Consider the following 23,108-nt stretch of genomic DNA (forward strand, 5'->3'; position numbering starts at 1 on the left):
AGCCCCCGCGTCGACTCAGTTGCAGGGCGCGGGACCGGCGGTCACGCCCTGGCACAGTTCGTCCTTGGTGATCCAGCCGGCATCCACCACCACCGACAGGTTGTCCTTGGTGATGGCGACGGGGGCGAGGAAGACCGAGTTCATCTCGTTGCCGCCCGGGGTGGTGAACTTCACCACGTTCGGGATGGCGTCGGGGGCGGTGCCGCCGGCCAGCGCCAGCGCGATCTCGGCCGCGTTCTTGCCCAGCTCGCGCGCGTCCTTCCAGACCGAGACGGTCTGGGTGCCCAGCGCGATGCGGTTCAGCGCCGCCTTGTCGCCGTCCTGGCCGGAGACCGGGATGCCCTGCAGCCCCACCGCCGTCAGCGCCGCCACCGCGCCGCCCGCGGTGCCGTCGTTCGAGGCGACCACCGCATCCACCGCATTGGCGTTCTCGGTCAGGATCTGCTCCATGTTCTTCTGGGCATTGGCCGGCAGCCAGCCTTCGGTATAGGCCTCGCCGACGATCTTGATGTCGCCCGCGTCGATGGCAGCCTGCAGCACCTCTTGCTGGCCGCCGCGCAGGAAGTCGGCGTTCGGGTCGGTGGGCGAGCCCTTGATCATCACGTAGTTGCCCTTCGGCGCGGCGGCGAAGACGGCGGCGGCCTGAAGCCGGCCGACTTCGACGTTGTCGAAGGTCAGGTAGAAGGCGCGCGGGTCCTCGATCAGCCGGTCATAGGCCACCACCGGGATGCCGGCATCCGCCGCCGCCTGGATCGCCGGCACCACCGCCGCGGTGTCCTGGCCCAGGATGATCAGCGCATCCACGCCCTGCGCCATCAGCGCCTCGATGTCCGAAAGCTGCTTGGCCGAGGACGATTGCGCATCGGCCGAGACATAGGTGGCGCCCGCCGCTTCCAGCGCGGCCTTGATCGCGGCCTCGTCGGTCTTCCAGCGCTCTTCCTGGAAATTCGACCAGCTGACACCCACAGTCAGGCCCTGGGCCAGTGCGGCCGACGAGAACCCGGCCGCCGCGATCACCGCGGCGAGAAAGGTCTTTTTCATGTGTTCCTCCCGTTAGACGGCCAGCGCATGGCCGGTCCGGCGGTTTCGCCGGCACGGGAAGAAACTGACCCCATTTAATTCAGTTGTCAAAATAAAAATGATCGGCGATTCTGCCGATGCCCGCCAAAGCAGCGCGAAATCGCTGCGTTGCGGCGGAAGACATGCAATCCGACCGTTATCCTGGCGGTTTTTTGTTTGAAGGCCGAACAAATGATGCCGCGACCGCCAAGGGAATACGACGATGCGCCGCGCCGCGGCGTCGGCCCGCTGATCCCGCCCTTGTCCGAGGGCCAGCGCCCGTTGCGCCAGCAGGTCTTCGACCGGGTGCGCGCGGCGGGGCTGATTCCCCGGGTGGCGCTGGCGAAGGAACTGTCGGTCTCGCCCGCCTCCGTCACCACCATCACGCAGGAGCTGATCGAGGCCGGGCTGATCGAGGAGGTCGCCGCGCCGCGCGACAACGAGGCCGGGCGGGGCCGCCCGGCGGTGGCGCTCGGCGTGCGGGCGCAGGCGCATTTCGTCGCCGGGATGAAGCTGTCGGACCGCGAGCATACCTGCGTCATCGTCGATTTCGCCGGCCACCTGCTGGCCGACGGGGTGATCCCGCGCCAGCCGGGACCGATGGCGCTGGAGGAGCTGCTGGACGCGGTGGAGCATCTGCTGGACCAGGTCTGCGCCAAGGCCGGGATGGCGCGCGGCGACCTTGCCGCCATCGGCATCGGCGTGCCGGGCTTCGTCGACGTGGCCGAGGGGATGGCGCTGTGGTCCTCGGTGCTGACCGCGCGGCAGGTGCCGCTGGCCGCCGCCGCCGCCGCGCGGCTGGGCCTGCCGGTGATCATCGACAACGACGCCAATCTGGTGGCGCTGGCGGAACTGTGGTTCGGGGCCGGGCGGGGGCTGTCGGATTTTGCCGTGGTGACCATCGAGCACGGCGTCGGCATGGGCTTCGTGATGAACCACCGTATCTACCGTGGCGCCCAGCGGGTGGGGATGGAGCTGGGGCACACCAAGGTGCAGCTGGACGGCGCGCTCTGCCGCTGCGGCCAGCGCGGCTGCCTGGAGGCTTACGTCGCCGACTATGCGCTGGCGCGCGAGGCGGTCACGGCGCTGAACTGGGGCCACCGCGACGGCGCGCCGATCAATGTGCTGCTGGAAAGCCTGTATGACCATGCCAAGGCCGGCAACGCCACCGCCCGCAGCATCTTCCGCCGGGCGGGGCGCTATCTGGCGGTGGGGCTGGCGAATGTGGTCAATCTGTTCGACCCGGCGCTGATCATCCTGTCGGGCGAGCGGATGCGCTACGACTACCTCTACGCCGCCGAGACGCTGGACGAGATGGACGCGCTGGCGATCGAGACTGGCCGGCCGCGGGCGCCGATCGAGATCCACGCCTGGGGCGACCTGCTCTGGGCGCATGGGGCGGCGGCTTTGGCGCTGTCGGACGTGACCGAGCGGCTGCTGTCGGGCCAGGCGCGCGAGATGGCGGCGCAGTAGCGGGGCCAGCCCCCGCACCCCCGGAGTATTTGTGCCAAGATGAAGGGGTTACGAGCCGGGGGTGCTGTCGGCCAACAACGCCGCGAGGCCGCTGCGGTAGTCCGGGTAGCGCAGGGTGACGCCGAGGTCGCGCTTGATGCGGTCGTTCCTGACCCGCTTCGATTCGCCGTAGAAGCTGCGGGCCATCGGGGTCAGGTCCGCCTGATCGAAGGGGACCGCCAGCGGGATGGGCAGGCCCAGCAGGCGGGAGGCCTCGGCGATCACGTCCTCGGGCGGGGCGGGGTCGTCGTCGGTCAGGTTGTAGACGGCGCCGGGATCGGGGCGGGCGATGGAGGCGCGCAGGGTGGCGGCGATGTCCTCGACATGGATGCGGCCGAAGACCTGGCCGGGCTTGACGATGCGGCGGGCGGTGCCGTTGCGCACCTTCTCGAACGGGCCGCGGCCGGGGCCGTAGATGCCGGCCAGCCGGAAGACATGGACCGGCAGGCCGGTGGCGCGCCATTCCGCCTCGGCCCCGACCCGCCAGCGCCCGCGCTCGGAGGCCGGGTCGGGCGGGGTGTCCTCGTCGACCCAGCCGCCCTTATGGTCGCCATAGACGGCGGTGGTGGAGAGGTAGCCGACCCATTCCGCCTTCGCCGCGGCGATCTGCGGCGCGGCGCGCAGGAAGGGGTCGCCGCCGGCATCCGGCGCGGCGGAGGCGAGGATATGGGTGGCCTGCTCCAGCGCCTCGCTCAGGTCGCCGGGCCAGAGGAGCGGGGCGATGCCCCCGGCGCGCAGCGCCTCGGCCTTCGCGGCCGAGCGCGTGGTGCCGGCCACCGTCCAGCCTTCGGCCAGCAGCAGGCGGGCAAGCGCGGCGGCGGAATAGCCGTGGCCGAGGGACAGGAGCATGGGCATGGCCGGACTATCCCCGCGCCGCGCCGCCGATGCAAGCCGCCTGTCGCCAAGGCTTCACTTGCGCGGCCCCCGGGGATCGGGGTTATATCGCGGATCATTTCGACGGATACCCAAGATGCAGGACGACGCCCCCGGCTTCCTTCTTCCCGACAGCCCCGGCCATACCGCCTATGACGATGCCGAGGCCGCGGTGAACCGGCTGGAAGAGCTTTACGGCAGGGCGACCGCGCATCTGTCGCATTACTTCAACATGGCGGTCAGCCGCGGCCGCCCGCCCGCCCGCGTCCGCGCCTTCTACCCGGAGATCCGGCTGACCGTCTCCACCTTCAGCCGGGCCGACACCCGGCTGTCCTTCGGCCATGTCGCGGCGCCCGGCACCTATGCCACCACCGTCACCCGGCCCGACCTGTTCCGGCAATACCTGATCCAGCAGATCGGCCTCCTGATCCGCCACCACGGCGTGCCGGTGGAGATCGGCCCCTCGGGCACGCCGATCCCGGTGCATTTCGCCGTGGCGGGCAACCCCGGCGTCTCGGTCCCGCAGGAGGGGGTGCTGGACTTCTCGCTCCGCGATGTCTTCGACGTGCCGGACCTGGCGACGACCAACGACGACATCGTCAACGGCACGCTGACGCAATATCCCGACGGGTCGATGCCGCTGGCCCCGTTCACCGCGCAAAGGGTGGACTACAGCCTGGCCCGGCTGGCACATTACACCGCCACCGACCCGGCGCATTTCCAGAACCACGTCCTGTTCACCAACTACCAGTTCTACGTCGACGAGTTCGAAGCCTATGCCCGAGCCGCGCTGGCCGATCCGGCCGGCGGCTATACCGCCTTCGTCGCCACCGGGAACCAGATGATCACCAGCCCGGACGGGCTGCTGCAACCCATCGCCAAGATGCCGCAGATGCCGACCTATCACCTGAAACGGGCGGACGGGCAGGGCATCACCCTGGTGAACATCGGCGTCGGACCGTCGAACGCCAAGACCGCCACCGACCACATCGCCGTGCTGCGGCCCCATGCCTGGCTGATGGTCGGCCATTGCGCCGGCCTCAGGAACAGCCAGCAGCTCGGCGATTTCGTTCTCGCCCACGCCTATCTGCGCGAGGACCATGTGCTGGACGACGACCTGCCGGTCTGGGTGCCGATCCCGGCGCTGGCGGAAATCCAGATCGCGCTGGAAGACGCAGTGGAGGAGGTGACCCAGCTGGAAGGCTACGAGCTGAAGCGGATCATGCGCACCGGCACCGTCGCCACCATCGACAACAGGAACTGGGAACTGCGCGACCAGTCCGGCCCGGTCCTGCGCCTCAGCCAGAGCCGGGCGGTGGCGCTGGACATGGAAAGCGCCACCATCGCCGCCAACGGCTTCCGCTTCCGGGTGCCCTACGGCACGCTCTTGTGCGTGTCCGACAAGCCGCTGCATGGCGAGCTGAAGCTGCCCGGCATGGCGTCGGACTTCTACAAGACCCAGGTCAGCCGCCACCTGCAGATCGGCATCCGCGCCATGGAGCTTCTGCGCGAGATGCCGCTGGAGCGCATCCACAGCCGCAAGCTGCGCAGTTTCGAGGAAACCGCCTTCCTCTGACGTGCGGGAATCCGGCCAAAATATGCCCCGCGCCCCGATCTGGGGCTTGATTTCGGGGCGGAAAGCATGTGTCTGGACCGTGGCCCGCAAATCGGGGGCGGTCCGCGCAGACGGACCCTGCAAGCTGGAACAACCACACAAGGGATAGACAGATGTCCACCAAGCCGATGACCAAGACCCAACTCGTTGCCGCCGTTGCCGAAGCGATGGGCAGCGACAAGAAGACCGCCTCCTCGGCGCTGGACGCCATCGCCGCGGTGGTCTCGAAGGAAGTCGCGGACGGCGGCAGCGTCACCCTGCCGGGCCTGGGCAAGGTCGCCTGCCGCGCCCGCCCCGAGCGTCAGGTCCGCAACCCCGCCACCGGCGAGACCATGACCAAGCCCGCCGACAAGACGGTGAAATTCGCCATCGCCAAGGCGCTGAAGGATCTGGTGAACGGCTGATCCGGCCTAGGGTCGTCCGTGTCGGGGCTGTCCGCCGGGCAGCCCCTTTTTCTTTGGGGAAGCGGAATGTCGGCGCGCAGTATCGTGATGGGGCTGGTCTTCGTGGCGCTGTGGTCCTCGGCCTTCGCCACCGGGCGGGTGATCGTCGCCCATGCCCCGCCGCTGACCGCGCTGGCCCTGCGCTTCGCGATCTCGGGCCTGCTGGCGGTGGCGCTGGCCCGTGCTCTGGGCCAAAGCCTGCGGCTGACCCGCGGGCAGGCGCTGTCGGTGCTGGTCTTCGGCCTGTGCCAGAACGCGCTTTACCTGGGGCTGAACTTCATCGCCCTGCAATGGGTGGAGGCCTCGCTGGCCGTGATCATCGCCGCCGCCATGCCGCTGCTGGTCGCCGCGCTCGGCTGGGCTTTCCGGGGCGAGCGGGTCTCGCCGCAGGCCGTGGCCGGGCTGGCCCTGGGCTTCCTGGGCGTGGCGCTGATCATGGGCACGCGGGTGTCGGGCGGGGCCGATCCCTTGGGCATCGCGCTTTGCGTCATCGGCGCGCTGGCGCTGGCGGTCGCCACGCTGACCATCGGCGGCGCCTCTTCGGGCGGCAACCTGCTGATGGTGGTGGGGTTGCAGATGCTGGTCGGCTCGGTCGCACTGGCGGGGATCGCCACCCTGACCGAGGACTGGCACTTCACCCCCGTCCCGGCCTTCTGGGCCGCCTTCGTCTGGCAGATCCTCGCCCCCGGCCTGGCCGCCACGCTGATCTGGTTCCGGCTGGTCAAGGAGATCGGCCCGGTCCGCGCCGCCGCCTTCCACTTCCTGAACCCGGCCTTCGGGACCCTCGTCGCCGTGGCCCTGCTGGGAGAGCAGGTCCACGGCTGGGACATCCTGGGCATCGCGGTGACGATGATCGGCATCCTTCTGGTGCAGCGCGCCCGCATCGCTGCGGTAGGGTGACGATCACCGTTTGGCCGGGCGGGAGCAGGCGAGGCACTGCCTCGCCCCCGCCCGCGCGCAGCGGCTCAACCGGAAACGATGGCAGCACAAGACCCGGTGAGGCCAGCGCCCGACCGGGCGGGCGTGAAGCGCCCGCCAGGGGGCGGGCGGGCGCTGGCCGGGTGCTTTGGGCACCCGGCCGGACAAGGGGATGCGTTGCGCGGTGGCGAAGGCGATGGCCTTCGCCAGACGGAGGAAGCAAGATCGGACCGAACGCCGGTTCCTGCGAACCTCAAGCCGCTTTCAACTGCGCCAAATCGCGCTCCAGCACCCGCAGGCGGCTGGGGCGGGACTTGCAGCGGTCCACCCAGTCGCGGATCAGCGGGTCGTCGGGGGTCATGTCCTCGAACCAGGCATAGGGGCTGTGGACCAGCACATCCGCCGCCGAATAGCTGTCGCCCATCAGCCAGGGCCCCTTTTCCAGCGCCGCACGGATGCGGGCCGTGGCCTCGGCGGTGCCGCGGATCGCGGCGGTCAGCCAGGGGTGGCTGACCCCGGCGGCCTCGAGGATCAGCACCGGCTCCAGCACGCCCTGATACCAGGCCATCCAGCCCGCGAAGACGCCCCAGTCGGGGGTGCCGGGCAGCGGGGCCATCCCGGCCTCGGGGAACAGCGCGCAGAGATGCAGGATGATCGCGCCGCGCTCGGTGATCACCCTTCCGTCGTGCAGCAGCGCCGGCACCTTGCCCTCGGGGTGGGGGTTGGCCGGGTCGCGGCGGCCGCTGCCGTCGGCGCGGGGAATGGTCACCAGCCGCAGCTCCAGCCTGTCGGCAATGCCCATTTCCTCGACCAGCGCCACGATGGCGGAAGAGCGGCTGTGGGGCGAATGAAACAGCGTCAGCATCGGATCGTCCTTTCCTTTCGGGTTTCGCATGATCTGTGCTATGGCATGGTCCTCCTGCCAGAACCCGTCAGCATCCATGGCCCGCGCCGACCGTCTGTTCCGCCTGCTTGCCGCCCTGCGCAGCCTGCCCGCGCCGGTCACCGCCGCCCGGCTGGCCGAGGAGACCGGCGTCTCCCCCCGCCAGCTTTACCGCGACATCGAGGCGCTGCGGGCCGGCGGCGCGCTGATCGACGGCGCGGCGGGCTATGGCTACACCCTGGCCGAGGACCCGGCCCTGCCGCCGCAGATGCTGACGCGGCTGGAGGTGGAGGCGCTGACCCTGGGCCTTGCCGAAATCCGGCTGGCGGGCGATCCGGCGCTGGCGAAGGCCGCCGATTCCGCGCTGGCCAAGATCGTGGCCACCCTGCCCGACCGGGTGCAGGCGCAGGCGCTGCACACCGCCCACCAGCTTTACCGTTTCGAGAAGCGGCCGCCGGCGCCCGCGCAGATGGCCGCGGTGCGCGAGGCGATCTGGGAGGAACGCGCGCTGCACATCGGCTACAGCGACAAGGCGGGCGCGGCGACGGAGCGGAAGATCTGGCCTTTGTCCGTGGTCTTCCTCGACCGCAGCCTGATCTGCCTGGCCTTCTGCCACCTGCGGCAGGATTTCCGCCGCTTCCACCTGGGCCAGATGACCGCCATCACCCCGCTGGAGGAACATTTCCGACCGCGCCGGGTGCCGCTCTTGCGGCAGATGATCGCACAGATGCGCGGCGATTCCCGACGAAACTGATCCAGATCAGATACGGCGGCGGAAAATAGGGGTAGGCGATACAGGATTCACCTCTCGCCGGGGCCTTGCCATGCGCCTGACCATCCGCACCAACCTTGCCGCCCGCGTCCTGATGCATTGCGCGGTGAACCAAGGCCGCATCGTCCGCTCTTCCGACATCGCCGAGGCCTGCAACGCCTCGGGCAACCACATGGCGCAGGTGATCCACCAGCTGCAGGTGAACGGCTTCGTCGCCACCCAGCGGGGGCGTTCGGGCGGGTTGCAGCTGGCGCTGCCGGCCGACCAGATCTCCATCGGCCGGGTGTTCCGCACCTTCGAATCCGGCGTGCCCTTCACCGAATGCTTCGATCCGGCGACCAACACCTGCCCCATCGTCGCCGACTGCCGCCTGCGCGGCTACATCGCCCGCGCAGTGGAATCCTTCTACCGCGAGCTGGACGAGGTGACGCTGGAAGACCTGGTGCAGGGGAACTGCGGGCTGCAGGCGCTCTTGGAAATGTATCCCGCGCCGCCGCCGGCCGAGGCCTGCACCCGGGCGATGGCCTGAATGCCGCCATTGATCCGCGCGCCGATCCGGGGCAAGGATGCTGTCATGTCGATGCGGCTGACCCTTTGCAGGATCGCGGCGCTCTGCCTGCTGACCCTCGCCCTGGTGGCGACGGGTTTCGCGCATCGCGCGCCCTCGCCGCAGGAGCCGGCGCTGCAATCGGCCTGGCTGCTGTCGGGCGGCAACTGGTCCGGCCTCTGCGGCGAGCCCGGCAGCGACGGCCAGCGCAGCCATGTGAAATGCCCGGCCTGCCAGTTGGCCGGCGCCGCCGACCTGCCGCCCGCCCCTGCCGCGGCGCAGAGCGAGAGGCCGCGGCTGCTGGCCGTGCTGGCCCCGCCCGCGGCAGAGGTGCCGCTGCGCCCGGTGCTGGACCCGGCCCACGGCTCCCGCGCGCCGCCGCGGGCCTGACAGGTTTTCCCGATTCCGGCCCGGCTGGCGGCGCAAAAGCGCGGCTGGGGCCGTTCCCCAACCACATCCCGAAAGGACAAGCGATGAAACACGCTTTCGGTCTGATTGCCGCCTTGATGATCTCCACCGCCGCCCATGCCCATGGGGTGACCAAAGGCGATATCGAGATCATCCACCCCAACATCCCGCAACCCGCCGCCGGTGCCAAGGCCGCCGGAGGCTACATGGGCATCTCCAACGAAGGCACCGAGGCAGACCGCCTGATCGCGGTCGAGACCGAGGCCGCCGGGAAGGCCGAGCTTCACATCTCGGAAATCGGCGACGATGGTGTGGCGACGATGCGCCACCTGCCCGAAGGCATCGAAATCCCCGCCGGCGACACCGTGGTGCTGGAGCGGGGCGGGCTGCATGTCATGCTGATGGGCCTGACCGGCCCCCTGACCGAGGGCGACATGGTGAAGGCCACGCTGGTCTTCGAGCACGCCGGCAAGGTGGAGATGGAGTTCATGGTCGACCCGCCCGGCGGCGAGGACCATTCCAAGATGGACCATTCGGACCATTCCACCGCGGAGTAACGTGAGCAAAGGGCCGGGCGGCATGAAGCTGCCCGGCCGTCACCACGCTCATCTGTCATCCCGCGAAGGCGGGGAGGCCCGACCGCCCCTACCCGATCCGCCCACGCTGCCCGCCGGTCTGGCCGCGGTCCAGCAGAAGGTGGTCCAGCAGCACGCAGGCCATCATCGCCTCGCCCACCGGCACGGCGCGGATGCCGACGCAGGGGTCGTGGCGGCCCTTGGTCACCACCTCCACCGCCTCTCCGGCCGTGTTGACCGACCGGCGGGGGGTCAGGATGGAAGACGTGGGCTTCACCGCGAAGCGGCAGACCACCGGCTGGCCGGTGGAGATGCCGCCGAGGATGCCGCCGGCGTGGTTCGAGCCGAAGCGCAGCCCCGCAGGCCCCATCTCCATCTCGTCGGCGTTCTCGACCCCGGTCAGCGAAGCCGCCGCCATGCCGGCGCCGATCTCGACCCCCTTCACCGCGTTGATCGACATCATCGCCGCCGCAAGGTCGGCATCCAGCTTGCCATACAAAGGCGCGCCGAGGCCCGGCGGAACCCCCTCCGCCACCACCTCGATCACCGCACCGACCGAGTTGTGGTCCAGCCGCAGCCGGTCCAGATATTCCGCCCAGTCCGCCGCAGCCACGGGATCGGGACACCAGAACGGGTTGCACCCGATCTCCCCGGCGTCGAAGCGGCTGCGGTCGATCGCCTTCGTGCCCATCTGCACCATATAGCCGGTGATCCGCAGCCCCGGCGCCAGCGCGGCCAGCGCCGCCCGCGCCACCCCGCCCGCCGCCACCCGCGAGGCCGTCTCGCGCGCCGAGGACCGGCCGCCGCCGCGATAGTCCCGCAGCCCGTATTTCAGATGATAGGTCACGTCGGCATGGCCCGGCCGAAACTGGCTGGCGATGTCGCCGTAATCCTTCGACCGCTGGTCGGTGTTCTCGATCATCAGCTGGATCGGCGTGCCCGTCGTCACCCCCTCGAACATGCCGGAGAGGATGCGCACCTCGTCCGGTTCCTTCCGCTGGGTGGTGAACTTCGAGGTGCCGGGCTTCCTGCGGTCCAGCCAGGGCTGGATATCGGCCTCGGTCAGCGCAATGCCCGGGGGGCAGCCGTCCACCGTGCAGCCGATGGCCGGGCCATGGCTCTCGCCCCAGGTCGTCACGCGGAACAGGTGGCCGAAGGTATTCAGGCTCATGGCTTCACTCCCGATCTGCCCCTGCGCATAGCCGCCGCAGCGCCCCGGCATCAAGCCCGGGCAGCGGAAATCGCGCGGAAATCGCCCTGTCCCCCTTGAAACGCCGCATCCGGCCCCCAAGATTGCAGCCGCGGGCCGGGCCCCTCTGACGGCGACCTGCCGTGATGTCGGACCGCATCGGGAAAACGCGCCCGATGGTCAGCCCGGCATCCTGCCCCCAACGGCCCTTGCCCGTCTGCCCCTCCGGCGCCCAATGCAGGACCCAAAGGAGCAACATGGACCTTCTTCTCACCGACCTTCTCGGCACGCCGGCCTGGATGTGGCTGGTCTTCCTGACCACCGTGCTGGTGCTGCTGGTGCTGGACCTCGGCATCCTCAACCGCGGCAGTCACGAGATCGGCGTCGCCCGCAGCCTGAAGCTGTCGGCCTTCTACATCACCCTCGGCCTGGCCTTCGGCGGCTTCGTCTGGTGGCAGATGGGGGCCGAATCCGCCGGGCTCTACCTGACCGCCTTCATCGTGGAGAAGACGCTGGCGATGGACAACGTCTTCGTCATCGCGATGATCTTCACCTATTTCGCCATCCCGCGCCAATACCAGCACCGGGTGCTGTTCTGGGGCATCCTGGGGGTGATCGTGCTGCGCGGGCTGATGATCGGCTTCGGCGCGGCGCTGGTGGCGGAATACCACTGGATCCTCTACCTCTTCGCCGCCTTCCTGATCTTCACCGGCGTGAAGATGCTGGTGACGGACGAAACCCAGGTGGACATCTCGAAGAACCCCATCCTCGGCCTGCTGCGCCGCCGGCTGAGGGTAACGGAGGGCTTGCACGGCAACGCCTTCTTCACCCGCCTGCCCGACCCGCAGACCGGCAGGCTGGCGACCTTCGCCACGCCGCTGTTCCTGGCGCTGGCGATGGTCGAGATCGCCGACCTGATCTTCGCGGTGGATTCCATCCCCGCCGTCTTCGCCATCACCACCGACACCTTCATCGTCTACACCTCGAACATCTTCGCCATCCTCGGCCTTCGCGCGCTGTATTTCGCGCTGGCGGCGATCATCCACCGCTTCCACTATCTGAAATACGCCCTCGGCGTGCTGCTGGTCTTCATCGGCTCCAAGGTCTTCATCGCCGACCTGTTCGGGCTGGCAAAGTTCCCGGCCTCGGTCTCGCTGGGCGTGACCTTCGCCATTCTCGCGGCCGGCGTGGCCTGGTCGCTGTGGAAGACGCGGGACGGGGCGGAGGGGCACGGGATCACCTGACCCCGTAGTCCGGGCGGGAAAAGGCGAGGCACTGCCTCGCCCCGCCCGTGCGAATGGGTTCACCCGGAGACGGCAGTCACTCTAAACCCCGAGAGGCCAGCGCCCGCCGAGGGCGGGGCGGGCGCTGGCCGGGCCTTTGGGGCCCGGCCGGTCCTGGTTGAAATGGTGCGCCGTGGCGAAGGCGACGGCCTTCGCCAGACCAGCGGGTGCCGCAAGTCCTGCGGACGCAACCCCTTGCACCCGGGCCGCTTTCGCCTATGCTCCGCCTCACCTCGGGGTGCCCGTCTGACGGGCTGAGATGCGAAAGCGGACCCGTTGAACCTGAACCGGCTCATACCGGCGGAGGGAAGGTGCATCGGAAACCTCCTGTGCCCGGCCATCCGTCGCAACAGAAAGGTGCCAAGATGCGGCTTTTCCTTGCGGCGCTCACCTCCTGCCTCGCCCTTCCGGCGGCGGCGGAGGTGCCCGTGCTTACCGTGCTGACCTATGACAGCTTCATCTCCGAATGGGGTCCCGGCCCGGCGGTGGAGAAGGCTTTTGAAGAAACCTGCGGCTGCGACCTGCGCTTCGTCTCGGGCGGCGACGGCGCGGCGCTGCTGGCCCGGCTGCAGCTGGAGGGCGCGGCTTCCGAGGCCGATGTGGTGCTCGGCCTCGACACCGGCCTGACCGCCGCGGCGGCGGCCACCGGGCTGTTCGCGCCGCACGGCCAGCCTGCGGCGACGGCGCTGCCGGTGGCCTATGACGACCCGCTGTTCCTGCCCTACGACTGGGGCTGGTTCGCCTTCGTCTTCGACAAGTCGAAGCTGCCCGCCCCGCCGAAATCCTTCGCGGAACTGGCGGCGTCGGATCTGAAGATCGTGATCCAGGATCCGCGCTCCTCCACCCCGGGCCTCGGCCTGCTGCTCTGGGTCAAGGCCGCGCATGGCGATGCGGCGGCGGAGGTCTGGAAGGGCCTTGCCGACAACATCGTCACCGTCACCCCCGGCTGGTCCGAGGCCTATGGCCTGTTCCTTGAAGGCGAGGCCGACATGGTGCTGTCCTACACCACCTCGCCCGCCTATCACCGCATCGCGGAACAGGACGACAGCAAGGACTGGGCGCCCTTCGACGAGGGCCATTACCTGCAGGTGGAGCTGACCGGCATTCTCGCCGCCTCGGACCAGCCCGATCTGGCGAAGGCCTTCCTTGCCTTCACCCAGGCGCCGGAGTTCCAGTCGGCTCTGCCCGCCACCAACTGGATGTATCCCGCCACCGACATCCCGCTGCCGGAGGGGTTCGAGACCGCCCGGCCGGAGAAATCCCTGCTGCTTTCGGCGGAAGAGGCCCGGGCGGCGCGCGATCCGGCGCTGGCGGAATGGCAAGCGGCGCTCGCGCAGTAGGGGCCGCCGCGGTCCTGCTGGTCGCCGTGCCGCTTGGCGCGGTGGCCTTCCGGGCGGGGGGGCTGTCGCTTTCCCCCGCCGACTGGGCCGCGCTGCGCTTCACCCTCTGGCAGGCGGTGCTGTCCTCGGCGCTGTCGGTCGGGCTGGCGATCCCGGTGGCGCGGGCGCTGGCGCGGCGACGGTTTCCCGGGCGGGGGGCGTTGATCACGCTGATGGGCGCGCCCTTCCTGTTGCCGGTGATCGTGGCCGTCATGGGCCTTCTGGCGCTGTTCGGCCGCGGCGGGGCGATCAATGCCGCGCTGGCAGCGCTCGGTCTGCCCGGAATCTCGATCTACGGATTGCAGGGGGTGCTGATCGCCCATGTCTTCCTGAACCTGCCGCTGGCGACGCGGATGATCCTGCAGGGCTGGCAGGCGATCCCGGCCGAGCGGTTCCGGCTGGCCGAGAGCCTGTCCTTCACCCCCGGCCAGACCTTTCGCCACCTCGAACGGCCGATGCTGGCCGAGGTGCTGCCGGGCGCGGCGGCCACCGTCTTCGCGCTGTGCCTGACCTCCTTCGCCGTCGCCCTGATCCTGGGCGGAGGCCCGCGGGCGACGACGCTGGAGCTGGCGATCTACCAGGCGGTGCGGTTCGAGTTCGACCTGTCGCACGCCGCCGGGCTGGCGCTGGTGCAGGTGCTGGTCGGCGGCGCGGCGGCGCTGGCGGCCTGGGCCGCGGCACGGCGGGCGGGCTTCGGCGCCGGGCTGGACCGCGCCATCGCGCTGACGCCCCCGGGGGGTTGGCGGCGGCTGGCGGACGGGGCGGCGCTGGTGCTGGCGGCCGGCTTCCTGCTGGCGCCGATGGCGGCGGTGGTGCTGCGCGGCCTGCCCGGCCTGCCCGACCTGCCGGCGCAGGTCTGGCCGGCGCTGGCGCGGTCGGTGGCGGTGGCGCTGGCCTCGGTGGTGCTGACGATGACGGCGGCGCTGGTGCTGGCGCTCGGCTCCGCCCGCCGGGGGCAGCGCTGGCTTGACCTTGCCGCCGCGCTGCCGCTGGCGACCTCGGGCCTGGTGCTGGGGACCGGGCTGTTCCTGCTGGTGCAGCCGTTCCTGCCGCCGGCAAGGCTGGCGCTGCCGGTGACGGTGCTGGTGAACGCGCTGCTCGCCCTGCCCTTCGCCTATCGTCTGCTGGCGCCCGAGGCCCGCGCCTTGCAGGCCGACTACGCCAGGCTGGCCGAGAGCCTGGGGCTGCGCGGAATGGCGCGGCTGCGGCTGCTGGTGCTGCCGCGGCTGGCCCGTCCCCTGGGCTTCGGCGCCGGGCTGACGGCGGCGCTGTCGATGGGGGACCTGGGGGTGATCGCGCTTTTCGCGGGCGAAAGCCAGGCGACGCTGCCGCTGGTGATCCAGCGGCTGTCCGGGGCCTACCGAATGGACGAGGCGGCGGCGGCCTCGCTGCTGCTGGTGGCGGTCAGCCTGGGACTGTTCTGGATACTGGATCGGAGGGGGCGCCATGCTGCGGCTTGAACGGGTGGAACTGGCGCAGGACGGCTTTCACCTGACCGCCGACTGGCAGGTGGAGAAGGGCGCGCGGGTGGCGCTGATCGGGCCGTCGGGGGCGGGGAAATCCTCGCTGCTGTCGGCCATCGCCGGGTTCTTCCCGCCGGCCGGCGGGCGCATCCTCTGGCAGGGGCAGGATCTCGGCCCGCTGTCGCCGGGCGCGCGGCCGCTGACGATCCTGTTCCAGGACCAGAACCTGTTCCCGCACCTGACGCTGGCGCAGAACCTAGGCCTCGGCCTGCGGCCGGACCTGCGGCTGTCGCCGGAAGAGCGGAAGCGGGTGGAAACGGCGCTGGACCGGGTGGGGCTGGCCGGGATGGGCGCGCGCAAGCCCGGGCAATTGTCCGGCGGTCAGATCGGCCGGGCGGCGCTGGCGCGGGCGCTGTTGCGGGCGCGGCCGCTGCTCTTGCTGGACGAGCCCTTCGCCGCGCTCGGCCCGGCGCTGAAGGCCGACATGCTGGACCTGGTGGCCGAGGTGGCGGGCGAGACCGGGGCAACGCTGCTGATGGTGACGCACGACCCGGCGGATGCCCGGCGGATCACCGAGGCCACCGTGCTGGTGGCCGATGGAGTCGCCCATCCGCCTGCGCCGACCGCGGCGCTGTTCGCCGACCCGCCGCCGGCGCTGCGCGCCTATCTGGGGCAATGAAAAACCCCGCCCTTTCGGGCGGGGTTCAGGTCTTTCCCAAAAGCCCGGATCAGGCGCCGAAGGACTTGCCCTTCACCCGCGACCACAGCTTCTTGTTGGTCAGGTAAAGCAGCACCGACAGCACGATCAGGAAGCCGACGGCCAGGAAGCCGGACTGCTTGCGCGCCATCAGATGCGGCTCGGCCGCCCACATCAGGAAGGCCGCGACATCTTCGGCCATGTGCTTCACGTCGTTGGGCGAGCCATCGGCGAATTCGACCTGGCCGTCCGACAGCGGCGGCGGCATGGCGATCTTGCCGCCGGCAAAGGTGTGGTTCTCGTAGAAGACGGTGCCCGCCTCCTCGATCTCCTCGCCGGTGTAGCCGGTCAGGAGCGAGACGATGTATTCCGGCCCGCCGATGCCGCGGAACAGCTGGTTGATGCCGGTGCCGTAGGGCCCGTGGAACCCGGCGCGGGCCTTCGCCATCAGCGACAGGTCCGGCCCCATCCCCTCACCCGAGCGGGTGGGGAACTTGTCGGTCCATTCGCGCGGACGCTCGTTGCCGTCCGGCAGCAGCACCGCGTCCAGGCTGGCCGCATAGGCGCGGACCTGGTCGGCCGGCAGCTCCGGCCCGCCGGGATCGGCGAGCGTGCGGATCGGCACGTAGTGCAGCCCGTGGCAGCCGGCGCAGACCTCGGTATAGACCTGAAGGCCGCGTTGCAGCTGGAACTGGTCGAAGGTCCCGAAGGGGCCCTCGAAGCTGAAGGCCACGTCCTCGACATGGCCCCCGTCGCCTGCGGCCCGGGCCATGCCCACCGAAAGCGTCAGCGCGGCGACGGCAGTGATTGCGATCTTGCGGAACATGTTGGCTTGATCCTTTCCGTCACTCGGCCGCATGGGGGTAGTGGGCCCTGAAGTCTTCCTCGATGGTCGCCGGCTGCGGCAGGGGCTTCTCGATGATGCCCAGCAGCGGCAGGATGACCAGGAAGTAGGCGAACCAGTAGGCCGCCGCGATCAGCGAGATCGTGGCATAGGGTTCCTCGGCCGGCATGGCGCCGCACCACATCAGCACCACGAAGTCGACGCAGAGCAGCGCGAACCACCACTTGAACATCGGGCGGTAGCGGCCCGAGCGCACCGAGGAGGTGTCCAGCCAGGGCACGATCACCATCACCGCGATGGCGCCGAACATCGCCAGCACGCCGAAGAACTTGGCGTCGATGATGCCGAAGCTGATCCAGTTGGCCAGCTGCACCACCCAGACATCGGCGGTAAAAGCGCGCAGGATGGCGTAGAACGGCAGGAAATACCATTCCGGCACGATATGCGCGGGCGTCGCCAGCGGGTTGGCCTCGATGTAGTTGTCGGGGTGGCCCAGGAAGTTGGGCATGAAGCCGACCACCGCGAAGAACACCACCAGCACCACGGCCAGGGCGAAGAGGTCCTTGATCACGAAATAGGGCCAGAAGGGCAGGGTGTCCTTCTCGGCTTCCGTTTTCGAGCCGCGGCGCACTTCAACACCCGTGGGGTTGTTGTTGCCGGTGGTGTGGAAGGCCCAGATGTGGACGGCGACCAGCGCTGCGATCACGAAGGGCAGCAGGTAGTGCAGGCTGAAGAAGCGGTTCAGCGTGGCATTGTCCACCGCCGGCCCGCCCAGCAGCCATTCCTGGATGGTCGGCCCGATGCCGGGGATGGCGCCGAAGAGGCCGGTGATCACCGTGGCGCCCCAGAACGACATCTGGCCCCAGGGCAGCACATAGCCCATGAAGGCCGTCGCCATCATGGCGAGGTAGATGATCATGCCGATGATCCAGGTCACCTCGCGCGGGGCCTTGTAGCTGCCGTAGTAGAGGCCGCGGAAGATGTGCAGGTAGACGGCGAAGAAGAACAGCGAGGCGCCGTTGGCGTGCAGGTAGCGCAGCATGTGGCCGCCGTTCACGTCGCGCATGATATGCTCGACCGAGGCGAAGGCCATGTCGACATGCGGGGTGTAATGCATGACCAGGACGATGCCGGTGACGATCTGCAGCACCAGGCAGAAGGCCAGCACGATGCCCCAGATCCACATCCAGTTCAGGTTGCGGGGGGTGGGGATCATCAGCGTGTCATAGACCAGGCTGACGATGGGCAGCCGCTTGTGCAGCCACTTCTCGATGCCCGTTCCGGGCTCGTAATGGTCGTGGGGGATACCAGCCATGGATCTCTACCTCAGCCCAGAAGAATCGTGGTTTCGTCGGTGAACTGCGCCACCGGCACGTCGAGGTTGCGCGGCGCCGGCCCTTTGCGGATGCGGCCCGCGGTGTCGTAGTGCGACCCGTGGCAGGGGCAGAACCAGCCGCCGAACTCGCCCGCGCCGTTGCCCAGCGGCACGCAGCCCAGGTGGGTGCAGACGCCCAGCATCACCAGCCATTCCCCCGCCTCGTCCAGCGCGCGGTTGGCGTCGCTGGCGTCGGTGCCGGGCTTGTTCGCGTTCTCGGAGTGCTTGTCGATCAGGGTGGGGTCGTCCAGCGACACGGCGCGGGCGGCCTCGATCTCCTCGGGCGTGCGGCGGCGGATGAACACCGGCTTGCCGCGCCATTTCACGGTCAGTTGAGTGCCCACTTGAACGTCCGAGACATCGACATAGATCGAGGCCAGGGCCCGCGTGTCGGCCGAGGGGTTCATCTGGTTGACCAGCGGCCAGACCGCGGCGCCGGTCGCCACGACGCCCGCTCCGGCCGTGGCGTAATACAGGAAATCACGGCGAGTGCCTGCGTCAGCTTCTGCGTGGGACACGAGTTCCTCTCCCTATCGGGGCCGCGGTGCGGCGGCCCATGGAAAACGGGGGTCCCGCTTGCGCGGAACCCTGCCGGTCGCGCTTTTAGACAAGGCGCGGCGGATCGTCCAGCGGACAAAGCCGCGCAGCAGGCGATTTGCCCTGCCTTTTTCCGCTGAATTTCCGGCCCTGTGGCAGAAGGGGCGCGGCGCACCGGCCCGGGCGGAGGGATGGGCGGCCATGGCGGGTTCAGCCCTGCGGGACGGTGGCCTGCAGCGCGGGGCGCGCCGCCATCGCCGCCTCCCAGGCCGCCAGCGCCGGGCGGCCCTGCCGCCAGCCGCGGCCGTCATGGCGGAAATCGAGGTATCCCAGCGCCACCGCCAGCGCGATCTGCCCCATGTCCAGCGGCCCGGCCAGATGCGGCTGCCAGCGCGTCTCGGCCGCGTCCAGCGCGCGGTTCACCTTCAGCCATTGCGCCTCGACCCAGGGCTGGTGCCGGCGTTCCTCGGGGCGGATGCGCGATTCGTAGACCATCAGGACCGCGGCCTCCATCATGCCGTCGGCCATCGCCTCCAGCGCCAGCGTGTCCCACAGCCTTTCGCCGCCGGGATAGAGGCCGGCGCCCGCGCGGTGGTCCAGGTAGCGGGTGATCACCCGGCTGTCATACAGCGCCCGGCCATCGTCCAACACCAGCGCCGGGATCTTGCCCAGCGGGTTGTGGTCCACCGGCAGGCTGCCCGGCGCGACCGGGTTGCCCGCCACCTCCTCGGTGTCGATGCCTTCGATCCCGGCCTCGCGGATCATGACCACGACCTTGCGCACGAAGGGCGAGGTCGGCGAGACGAAAAGCCTCATTCCTGCCTCTCGCGCAGCCGCAGCCGGGCCACCAGACCGGCGTCCAGCTCGTATTCCCGGCCGCGGAAGCGGATCACCCGGCGGACCCGCGCGCTGGCATTGGTTTGCCGGTCCCCGGCGCGGTCGGCGGGGCGGTGCAGGCTGATCCCCTCGCCCAGGTCGTCCAGCGCATCCTCGGCCCGCTGGTCGGTGCGGCCGGGGAAGCTGCGCCGGCGCAGCCAGCTGCGGGCGGCAATTCCGGTCGCCGCCACGGCACCGAGGCGCAGGGCGATCGGCAGGATCGGAGCAAGCGGAAGCGGCATGGCGACCTCCTTCGTCGGGGCAATCCCTTCGTGGGAAGACCAGCTTACGAAGCGCTCCGGCGACTGTAAACTACCCCTCGGGCAAGGCCCGCATCAGCGCCGCAATCGCCCGCGCCCCGGCATCGCCCTGCGCCAGCGCCGCGGCGGCGCGGGCGCGGATGGCGGCCTCCTTGTTCTGGTTCAGCTTCCAGGTGCCATCCACCGACGCGACCCGGAACCGGAACGGCAGGATCATCCGCATCATCCGCTCCATCGCGCCGGGGGTCATCTTGGCGCTGGTCCAGGGCCGCTTGCCGGCGATCCGTCCCTCGTGCTCGGCCGAAAGCGCATCGACATGGGCGCGGAGGGTCTCCGGCGGCAGCGGCTCCAGCACGCCGCGCAGATGGACGGCGATGTAGTTCCAGGTCGGCACCTGGTCCGGCACCTGATCGTGCGGGCCATAGAAATCGGGCGAGACATAGGCATCCGGCCCGGAGACGGCGATCACCGCCGGCAGCGGCAGGCCGGCACGGGCGATGGGATTGGACCGCGCCAGATGGATCTCGGCGAAATCGGCCTCCGGCGACAGCAGAAAGGGCACATGCGCCATCAGCGGACCTTCGGGACCGTTGACCGACAGGATGCCGAAGCCGCGGCTCCGCGCAAAGGCAAGGTTCCGGTCGGCCGGCGTCTGGCGGAAGGCGGGATTCGGGTGCATGGCGATGTTCCGGCTGGCGTCCGGCCGATCCTCCACCACCCGCCCGGCAGCCGTTAGGATCAGTTCCGCAGCGGCGATAGGTCCAGGGAAAAGAAGCGTGGTGCCGGTGAAGGGACTCGAACCCCCGACCCCATCATTACGAATGACGTGCTCTACCAGCTGAGCTACACCGGCACGCTTCCTGCCGCGGGCCGAAGGGGCCGCGCGGACGGCGTGGCTTTAGCACCGCTCCCTCCGGCTGTGTAGCCCTAATTTGCGCGGCGCAGGATTTCGTCCGGGGTCAGGCCGGGCGGGGGTTCCACCACCTCTTCCACCGGCTCCGGCGGGGGCTGCGGCGCGGGATCGGGCTCCGGTTCCGGGGGCCGGGCGGGGGCCGGCGCGGGCACGGGCTCGATCTCCTCCGCCTCGATCAGCACCGGCTTCTCCTGCCCGAACAGGAAGGGCGCCAGCCGGGCCAGCACGCCGGCGGGCTTGCGGCCCTCGTGCAGCGGCTCGCGCCAGGACAGCGTGTCGAAACCGCCGCAATCGGGGCAGATCGGCGCCCAGTCCTCCTGCACCGCCTGGCACTTGTCGCAGCACCATTGCGGCCCGCGCGAGGCCGTCACCGCCCGCGCCAGGATGCGGCGCACCACCGCGTCCTCGGCCCCCGATCCCCGCTCCACCGCCGCCAGGATCGCCAGCGTGCGCTGCGTCGGATGGTCCTCGGCCAGCGTCCCCAGCGCCTCGCGCGCGCCGGGGAAATCGCCGTCGGCCAGCAGCAGTTCCGCCCGGGTCAGCCGGGTCTCCTCGTCCTGCGGGCGGGATTGCAGCAGCGGCTTGAAGCGCTTCAGCCGCTCGGCCGGGGTCTCCTCCGGCTCGATGGCCGCGAAGGCGGCGGCGAGGTCGGGGTGCGGCAACACCTCCCAGGCCTTCTTCAGCACCCTTGTCGCGCCCCTGCGGTCGCCCTTCTCCACCAGCGCATGGGCGGCGATGACGGCGGCGGGGATCAGGTCGGGCGACAGCCTGTTGGCCTCGATCGCCGCCTCGCGCGCCTCGATGCTGCTGCCTTCGTCGGTGATCGCCTTGGCCTCCTGCAAGGCCAGCAGCGCATCGCGGCGGCGGTAGACGCTGCGCGGTAGTTCACCCGAGCGCAGCTTCTCGCCCAGCGTCGTGCGGGCACCCTTCCAGTCGTGGCTGTCGGCCTGCAGCTTCAGCAGGATGTCCTGCGTCTCGGCATGGCGCGGCTTCAGCGCGAAGGCCTTCTCGGCCAGCTTCAGCGCGGTGTCGGTATCGCCCTCCGCCAGCTTGTGGCGCAACAGCCCGCGCATGGCGGCGAAGCGGGTCTGTTCGTTCGACAACAGCGATTTGTAAGCATCCACCGCCGCCCGGCGGTCGCCCGAGGCCTCGGCCGCCTGCGCCACCAGCAGCCTGGTCAGTTCCGGCTTCCTCAGCAGCCGCTCCGCCGCCTTGGCCCGGTTCATCGCCGCCGCGCTTTCGCCCGAGGCCAGCGCCACCAGCGCCTCGGACATCGCGGCATAACCCTTGCGTTCGCGGTTGCGGTCGAAATAGCGGCTGATCGCGGTCTCGTCGCCGTTCAGGAAATGGAGAGTGGCGCTGAGCAGGCCGAGGATCTTCAGCGCCGCCCAGACCAGCGCGAACAAGAGCAGCACCGCGATCACCGCCTGCAACGGGCCGAGGGTGAATTCCAGCCCGGCGGCGCTGATCCGCACTGCCTCGCCGGTGTCGGAGAGCATACTGCCCAGCACCGCCAGGCAGGCGATGGCCAGCAGGAACAGGACGACCTTCGTCAGCGACCACAGCACCCGTCATCCCCCCTGCACGGCGGCCGCGGCCGCCAGATCGTCCAGCGCCTTCTCGGCAGCCAGCCATTGCTTCGCCTGCGCGGTCCAGCCCGCCATCTCCGCCTGCCCTTCCGGCGGCAGTCCGGCCAGTTCCTCCAGCGTCTTGGCGATGTCCCCGGCCTCCGCCGCCGCCTCGGCCCGCGACAGCACGGCATCCGGGTCGCTGCCCTCGCGCGGCTCCAGGGACCGGGCGCCGGTCTGGATGCGCAGGAAGGTGTAGAGCCGGTCGCCGATGCCCTCGCCGGCGGTGGCCCGCAAGGAGGCGTCAAGTGCCTTGCGGGCGGCCTCGGGGAAGCCCTCCACCAGCGCCTTCTGCGTCACCAGGCCGGCGGAAGCCGCCTCCTGCAGCACCGGGTCCAGCGGCAAGCCGTCCAAGGCCGGGATCAGGTCGGCATAGGGCGCGCCGGCCCGCGCCGCCGTCAGCAGCCGCGCCACGGCATCGGCGCGGGCGGCCTTCCTCTCGGCCGCCACGGCAAGGGCCTTGGCCTCCGCCTCCTGCTCCGCCGCGCGGGCCTCCATCGCGGCATCCACCGCCGCCCGGATGTCCTCGGACGAGCCGGGGGTGGTGGACAGACCCGCGACCTGCCGCTTCAGGTCCTCCACCGCCTGCGCCAGCGCGGCGACCTGGACGGAGGAGACCTCGTCCCCCGCCCCCGGCGCCTGTTGCAGCGCCGCAAGCGCCGCCTGGTTGTCCTTCACCGCCTGTTCCAGCGCCGCCAGAGCCTCGGGCGAGACCGGGGCGGGGGCGGATTCCAGCTGCGCCAGCCGCCCTTCCAGTGCCTTGGTAGCAGTTTCCGCGGCATCCAGCCGCGCGGTCAGCGCTGCGACCTCGGTCTGGACCGTGTTCTCCCCGCGCCAGTGCAGCGGGTCATACCAGGCGAAGGCCACCGCCGCGCCGCCCAGCAGCAGCAGCGCCAGCAGGGCCATGCCGCCGCGCCGCCGCGGGCGGACCGGCTCCGGCGCGGGTTCGGGCAGGGGGTCGGGGTCCGGCACCGGCGGCGGGGCCGTCTCCGGCGGCTGATCGTCGTCCGGCATGGGATTCCCTTCGGTCAGCGTGGCGTCCTCCTCACCTAAACACCC

Annotated in this window: 24 protein-coding genes, 1 tRNA gene and 1 riboswitch; of the genes, 12 read left to right on the top strand and 13 right to left on the bottom strand. The window is 70.2% G+C overall.

Annotated elements, in window-relative coordinates; translation table 11 throughout:
* Positions 1-15 precede the first annotated feature (15 nt).
* Positions 16-1,041 carry a D-xylose ABC transporter substrate-binding protein gene (xylF, locus tag G5B31_RS02730; protein WP_165013516.1) on the bottom strand — a complete coding sequence of 342 codons (1,026 nt, stop codon included), beginning with the start codon at positions 1,039-1,041 and terminating at the stop codon, positions 16-18.
* A gap of 210 nt (positions 1,042-1,251) precedes the next feature.
* Between xylF and G5B31_RS02735 the strand changes: the two genes are divergently transcribed.
* Entirely contained in the window at positions 1,252-2,532 is a 1,281-nt protein-coding gene (locus G5B31_RS02735) for an ROK family transcriptional regulator (protein WP_165013518.1), read from the top strand.
* A gap of 48 nt (positions 2,533-2,580) precedes the next feature.
* On the opposite strand, the gene G5B31_RS02740 is transcribed toward G5B31_RS02735, so the two are convergent.
* Positions 2,581-3,426: an SDR family oxidoreductase gene (locus G5B31_RS02740; RefSeq protein ID WP_165013520.1), complete on the bottom strand. Its 846-nt coding sequence runs from the start codon at positions 3,424-3,426 to the stop codon at positions 2,581-2,583.
* Between the two features lie 115 nt (positions 3,427-3,541).
* Here G5B31_RS02740 and G5B31_RS02745 point away from each other — a divergent pair, with 115 nt between their 5' ends.
* The 3 genes from G5B31_RS02745 to G5B31_RS02755 all read left to right on the top strand — a co-directional run bounded on the left by G5B31_RS02745 (position 3,542) and on the right by G5B31_RS02755 (position 6,402).
* Positions 3,542-5,020, top strand: coding sequence for an AMP nucleosidase (locus G5B31_RS02745; protein WP_165013522.1), 1,479 nt, complete (start codon positions 3,542-3,544; stop codon positions 5,018-5,020).
* A gap of 152 nt (positions 5,021-5,172) precedes the next feature.
* Positions 5,173-5,463 (top strand): HU family DNA-binding protein, encoded by a 291-nt coding sequence (locus tag G5B31_RS02750; protein ID WP_165013524.1) that lies wholly within the window; start codon positions 5,173-5,175, stop codon positions 5,461-5,463.
* 66 nt (positions 5,464-5,529) lie between these two features.
* A complete protein-coding gene (locus G5B31_RS02755) occupies positions 5,530-6,402 on the top strand; it encodes a DMT family transporter (protein WP_165013525.1) in 873 nt (290 codons plus the stop codon).
* A 271-nt stretch (positions 6,403-6,673) separates the two neighbouring features.
* Here the strand turns inward: G5B31_RS02755 and G5B31_RS02760 are convergent, their stop codons facing one another.
* A complete protein-coding gene (locus G5B31_RS02760; RefSeq protein WP_165013526.1) occupies positions 6,674-7,285 on the bottom strand; it encodes a glutathione S-transferase family protein in 612 nt (203 codons plus the stop codon).
* A 40-nt stretch (positions 7,286-7,325) separates the two neighbouring features.
* Between G5B31_RS02760 and G5B31_RS02765 the strand changes: the two genes are divergently transcribed.
* The 4 genes from G5B31_RS02765 (at position 7,326) to G5B31_RS02780 (ending at position 9,587) form a co-directional block, all read left to right on the top strand.
* The gene (locus tag G5B31_RS02765; protein ID WP_346763868.1) at positions 7,326-8,057 is read left to right on the top strand and encodes a YafY family protein; all 732 of its coding nucleotides are present in this window, start codon (positions 7,326-7,328) and stop codon (positions 8,055-8,057) included.
* 70 nt (positions 8,058-8,127) lie between these two features.
* Positions 8,128-8,604 (top strand): Rrf2 family transcriptional regulator, encoded by a 477-nt coding sequence (locus G5B31_RS02770; protein ID WP_165013527.1) that lies wholly within the window; start codon positions 8,128-8,130, stop codon positions 8,602-8,604.
* A gap of 45 nt (positions 8,605-8,649) precedes the next feature.
* Positions 8,650-9,012, top strand: a complete 363-nt coding sequence (locus G5B31_RS02775) for a hypothetical protein (RefSeq protein WP_165013528.1) — start codon at positions 8,650-8,652, stop codon at positions 9,010-9,012.
* An 83-nt stretch (positions 9,013-9,095) separates the two neighbouring features.
* Entirely contained in the window at positions 9,096-9,587 is a 492-nt protein-coding gene (locus tag G5B31_RS02780; protein WP_165013529.1) for a copper chaperone PCu(A)C, read from the top strand.
* Positions 9,588-9,675: 88 nt separating this feature from the next.
* Here G5B31_RS02780 and aroC read toward each other — a convergent pair whose 3' ends face one another.
* Positions 9,676-10,776 carry a chorismate synthase gene (aroC, locus tag G5B31_RS02785; protein WP_165013530.1) on the bottom strand — a complete coding sequence of 367 codons (1,101 nt, stop codon included), beginning with the start codon at positions 10,774-10,776 and terminating at the stop codon, positions 9,676-9,678.
* Between the two features lie 275 nt (positions 10,777-11,051).
* On the opposite strand from aroC, the gene G5B31_RS02790 reads away from it, so the two are divergent.
* The 4 genes from G5B31_RS02790 (at position 11,052) to G5B31_RS02805 (ending at position 15,598) form a co-directional block, all read left to right on the top strand.
* On the top strand, positions 11,052-12,038 hold the full coding sequence (locus tag G5B31_RS02790; RefSeq protein ID WP_165013531.1) for a TerC family protein: 987 nt from the start codon (positions 11,052-11,054) through the stop codon (positions 12,036-12,038).
* A 263-nt stretch (positions 12,039-12,301) separates the two neighbouring features.
* Positions 12,302-12,403: riboswitch (TPP riboswitch) on the top strand.
* A gap of 39 nt (positions 12,404-12,442) precedes the next feature.
* On the top strand, positions 12,443-13,417 hold the full coding sequence (gene thiB, locus G5B31_RS02795) for a thiamine ABC transporter substrate binding subunit (protein ID WP_165013533.1): 975 nt from the start codon (positions 12,443-12,445) through the stop codon (positions 13,415-13,417).
* Positions 13,393-14,916, top strand: coding sequence for an ABC transporter permease subunit (locus G5B31_RS02800; RefSeq protein ID WP_165013535.1), 1,524 nt, complete (start codon positions 13,393-13,395; stop codon positions 14,914-14,916). Before thiB ends, G5B31_RS02800 begins: the two co-directional genes overlap by 25 nt.
* The gene (locus G5B31_RS02805) at positions 14,903-15,598 is read left to right on the top strand and encodes an ATP-binding cassette domain-containing protein (protein WP_165013537.1); all 696 of its coding nucleotides are present in this window, start codon (positions 14,903-14,905) and stop codon (positions 15,596-15,598) included. The genes G5B31_RS02800 and G5B31_RS02805 overlap by 14 nt, the downstream gene beginning before the upstream one ends.
* Positions 15,599-15,647: 49 nt before the next feature.
* Here the strand turns inward: G5B31_RS02805 and G5B31_RS02810 are convergent, their stop codons facing one another.
* The 9 genes from G5B31_RS02810 to G5B31_RS02850 all read right to left on the bottom strand — a co-directional run bounded on the left by G5B31_RS02810 (position 15,648) and on the right by G5B31_RS02850 (position 23,063).
* Positions 15,648-16,442 (bottom strand): cytochrome c1, encoded by a 795-nt coding sequence (locus tag G5B31_RS02810; RefSeq protein WP_165013539.1) that lies wholly within the window; start codon positions 16,440-16,442, stop codon positions 15,648-15,650.
* A gap of 19 nt (positions 16,443-16,461) precedes the next feature.
* Positions 16,462-17,775 (bottom strand): cytochrome b, encoded by a 1,314-nt coding sequence (gene petB, locus G5B31_RS02815; protein WP_165013542.1) that lies wholly within the window; start codon positions 17,773-17,775, stop codon positions 16,462-16,464.
* 11 nt (positions 17,776-17,786) lie between these two features.
* Positions 17,787-18,353 (bottom strand): ubiquinol-cytochrome c reductase iron-sulfur subunit, encoded by a 567-nt coding sequence (gene petA, locus G5B31_RS02820; RefSeq protein ID WP_165013544.1) that lies wholly within the window; start codon positions 18,351-18,353, stop codon positions 17,787-17,789.
* 229 nt (positions 18,354-18,582) lie between these two features.
* Positions 18,583-19,188 carry a glutathione S-transferase N-terminal domain-containing protein gene (locus tag G5B31_RS02825; RefSeq protein WP_165013546.1) on the bottom strand — a complete coding sequence of 202 codons (606 nt, stop codon included), beginning with the start codon at positions 19,186-19,188 and terminating at the stop codon, positions 18,583-18,585.
* Positions 19,185-19,490 (bottom strand): hypothetical protein, encoded by a 306-nt coding sequence (locus tag G5B31_RS02830; RefSeq protein WP_165013548.1) that lies wholly within the window; start codon positions 19,488-19,490, stop codon positions 19,185-19,187. The genes G5B31_RS02825 and G5B31_RS02830 overlap by 4 nt, the downstream gene beginning before the upstream one ends.
* Positions 19,491-19,560: 70 nt before the next feature.
* Positions 19,561-20,187, bottom strand: coding sequence for an FMN-binding negative transcriptional regulator (locus G5B31_RS02835; protein WP_165013550.1), 627 nt, complete (start codon positions 20,185-20,187; stop codon positions 19,561-19,563).
* Positions 20,188-20,285: 98 nt separating this feature from the next.
* Positions 20,286-20,361 (bottom strand) — tRNA-Thr (locus tag G5B31_RS02840).
* Between the two features lie 74 nt (positions 20,362-20,435).
* Positions 20,436-21,989, bottom strand: a complete 1,554-nt coding sequence (locus G5B31_RS02845) for a heme biosynthesis HemY N-terminal domain-containing protein (protein ID WP_165013552.1) — start codon at positions 21,987-21,989, stop codon at positions 20,436-20,438.
* A gap of 3 nt (positions 21,990-21,992) precedes the next feature.
* Positions 21,993-23,063: a COG4223 family protein gene (locus tag G5B31_RS02850; protein WP_165013554.1), complete on the bottom strand. Its 1,071-nt coding sequence runs from the start codon at positions 23,061-23,063 to the stop codon at positions 21,993-21,995.
* Positions 23,064-23,108 lie beyond the last annotated feature (45 nt).

Source organism: Rhodobacter sp. SGA-6-6, assembly GCF_011043545.1.
In the GTDB taxonomy this organism is placed as follows: domain Bacteria; phylum Pseudomonadota; class Alphaproteobacteria; order Rhodobacterales; family Rhodobacteraceae; genus Pseudogemmobacter.

What these genes read in the sequence shown, in the direction of transcription:
- G5B31_RS02755 (WP_165013525.1), top strand. Translation starts at nt 5,530, where the DNA reads ATGTCGGCGCGCAGTATCGTGATGGGGCTGGTCTTCGTGGCGCTGTGG.
- aroC (WP_165013530.1), bottom strand. Translation starts at nt 10,776, where the DNA reads ATGAGCCTGAATACCTTCGGCCACCTGTTCCGCGTGACGACCTGGGGC.
- G5B31_RS02750 (WP_165013524.1), top strand. Translation starts at nt 5,173, where the DNA reads ATGTCCACCAAGCCGATGACCAAGACCCAACTCGTTGCCGCCGTTGCC.
- G5B31_RS02790 (WP_165013531.1), top strand. Translation starts at nt 11,052, where the DNA reads ATGGACCTTCTTCTCACCGACCTTCTCGGCACGCCGGCCTGGATGTGG.
- G5B31_RS02810 (WP_165013539.1), bottom strand. Translation starts at nt 16,442, where the DNA reads ATGTTCCGCAAGATCGCAATCACTGCCGTCGCCGCGCTGACGCTTTCG.
- G5B31_RS02745 (WP_165013522.1), top strand. Translation starts at nt 3,542, where the DNA reads ATGCAGGACGACGCCCCCGGCTTCCTTCTTCCCGACAGCCCCGGCCAT.
- G5B31_RS02835 (WP_165013550.1), bottom strand. Translation starts at nt 20,187, where the DNA reads ATGCACCCGAATCCCGCCTTCCGCCAGACGCCGGCCGACCGGAACCTT.
- thiB (WP_165013533.1), top strand. Translation starts at nt 12,443, where the DNA reads ATGCGGCTTTTCCTTGCGGCGCTCACCTCCTGCCTCGCCCTTCCGGCG.
- G5B31_RS02780 (WP_165013529.1), top strand. Translation starts at nt 9,096, where the DNA reads ATGAAACACGCTTTCGGTCTGATTGCCGCCTTGATGATCTCCACCGCC.
- G5B31_RS02805 (WP_165013537.1), top strand. Translation starts at nt 14,903, where the DNA reads ATGCTGCGGCTTGAACGGGTGGAACTGGCGCAGGACGGCTTTCACCTG.
- petB (WP_165013542.1), bottom strand. Translation starts at nt 17,775, where the DNA reads ATGGCTGGTATCCCCCACGACCATTACGAGCCCGGAACGGGCATCGAG.
- G5B31_RS02770 (WP_165013527.1), top strand. Translation starts at nt 8,128, where the DNA reads ATGCGCCTGACCATCCGCACCAACCTTGCCGCCCGCGTCCTGATGCAT.
- G5B31_RS02830 (WP_165013548.1), bottom strand. Translation starts at nt 19,490, where the DNA reads ATGCCGCTTCCGCTTGCTCCGATCCTGCCGATCGCCCTGCGCCTCGGT.
- G5B31_RS02825 (WP_165013546.1), bottom strand. Translation starts at nt 19,188, where the DNA reads ATGAGGCTTTTCGTCTCGCCGACCTCGCCCTTCGTGCGCAAGGTCGTG.
- G5B31_RS02775 (WP_165013528.1), top strand. Translation starts at nt 8,650, where the DNA reads ATGTCGATGCGGCTGACCCTTTGCAGGATCGCGGCGCTCTGCCTGCTG.
- G5B31_RS02850 (WP_165013554.1), bottom strand. Translation starts at nt 23,063, where the DNA reads ATGCCGGACGACGATCAGCCGCCGGAGACGGCCCCGCCGCCGGTGCCG.
- G5B31_RS02765 (WP_346763868.1), top strand. Translation starts at nt 7,326, where the DNA reads ATGGCATGGTCCTCCTGCCAGAACCCGTCAGCATCCATGGCCCGCGCC.
- xylF (WP_165013516.1), bottom strand. Translation starts at nt 1,041, where the DNA reads ATGAAAAAGACCTTTCTCGCCGCGGTGATCGCGGCGGCCGGGTTCTCG.
- G5B31_RS02760 (WP_165013526.1), bottom strand. Translation starts at nt 7,285, where the DNA reads ATGCTGACGCTGTTTCATTCGCCCCACAGCCGCTCTTCCGCCATCGTG.
- G5B31_RS02800 (WP_165013535.1), top strand. Translation starts at nt 13,393, where the DNA reads ATGGCAAGCGGCGCTCGCGCAGTAGGGGCCGCCGCGGTCCTGCTGGTC.
- G5B31_RS02735 (WP_165013518.1), top strand. Translation starts at nt 1,252, where the DNA reads ATGATGCCGCGACCGCCAAGGGAATACGACGATGCGCCGCGCCGCGGC.
- G5B31_RS02740 (WP_165013520.1), bottom strand. Translation starts at nt 3,426, where the DNA reads ATGCCCATGCTCCTGTCCCTCGGCCACGGCTATTCCGCCGCCGCGCTT.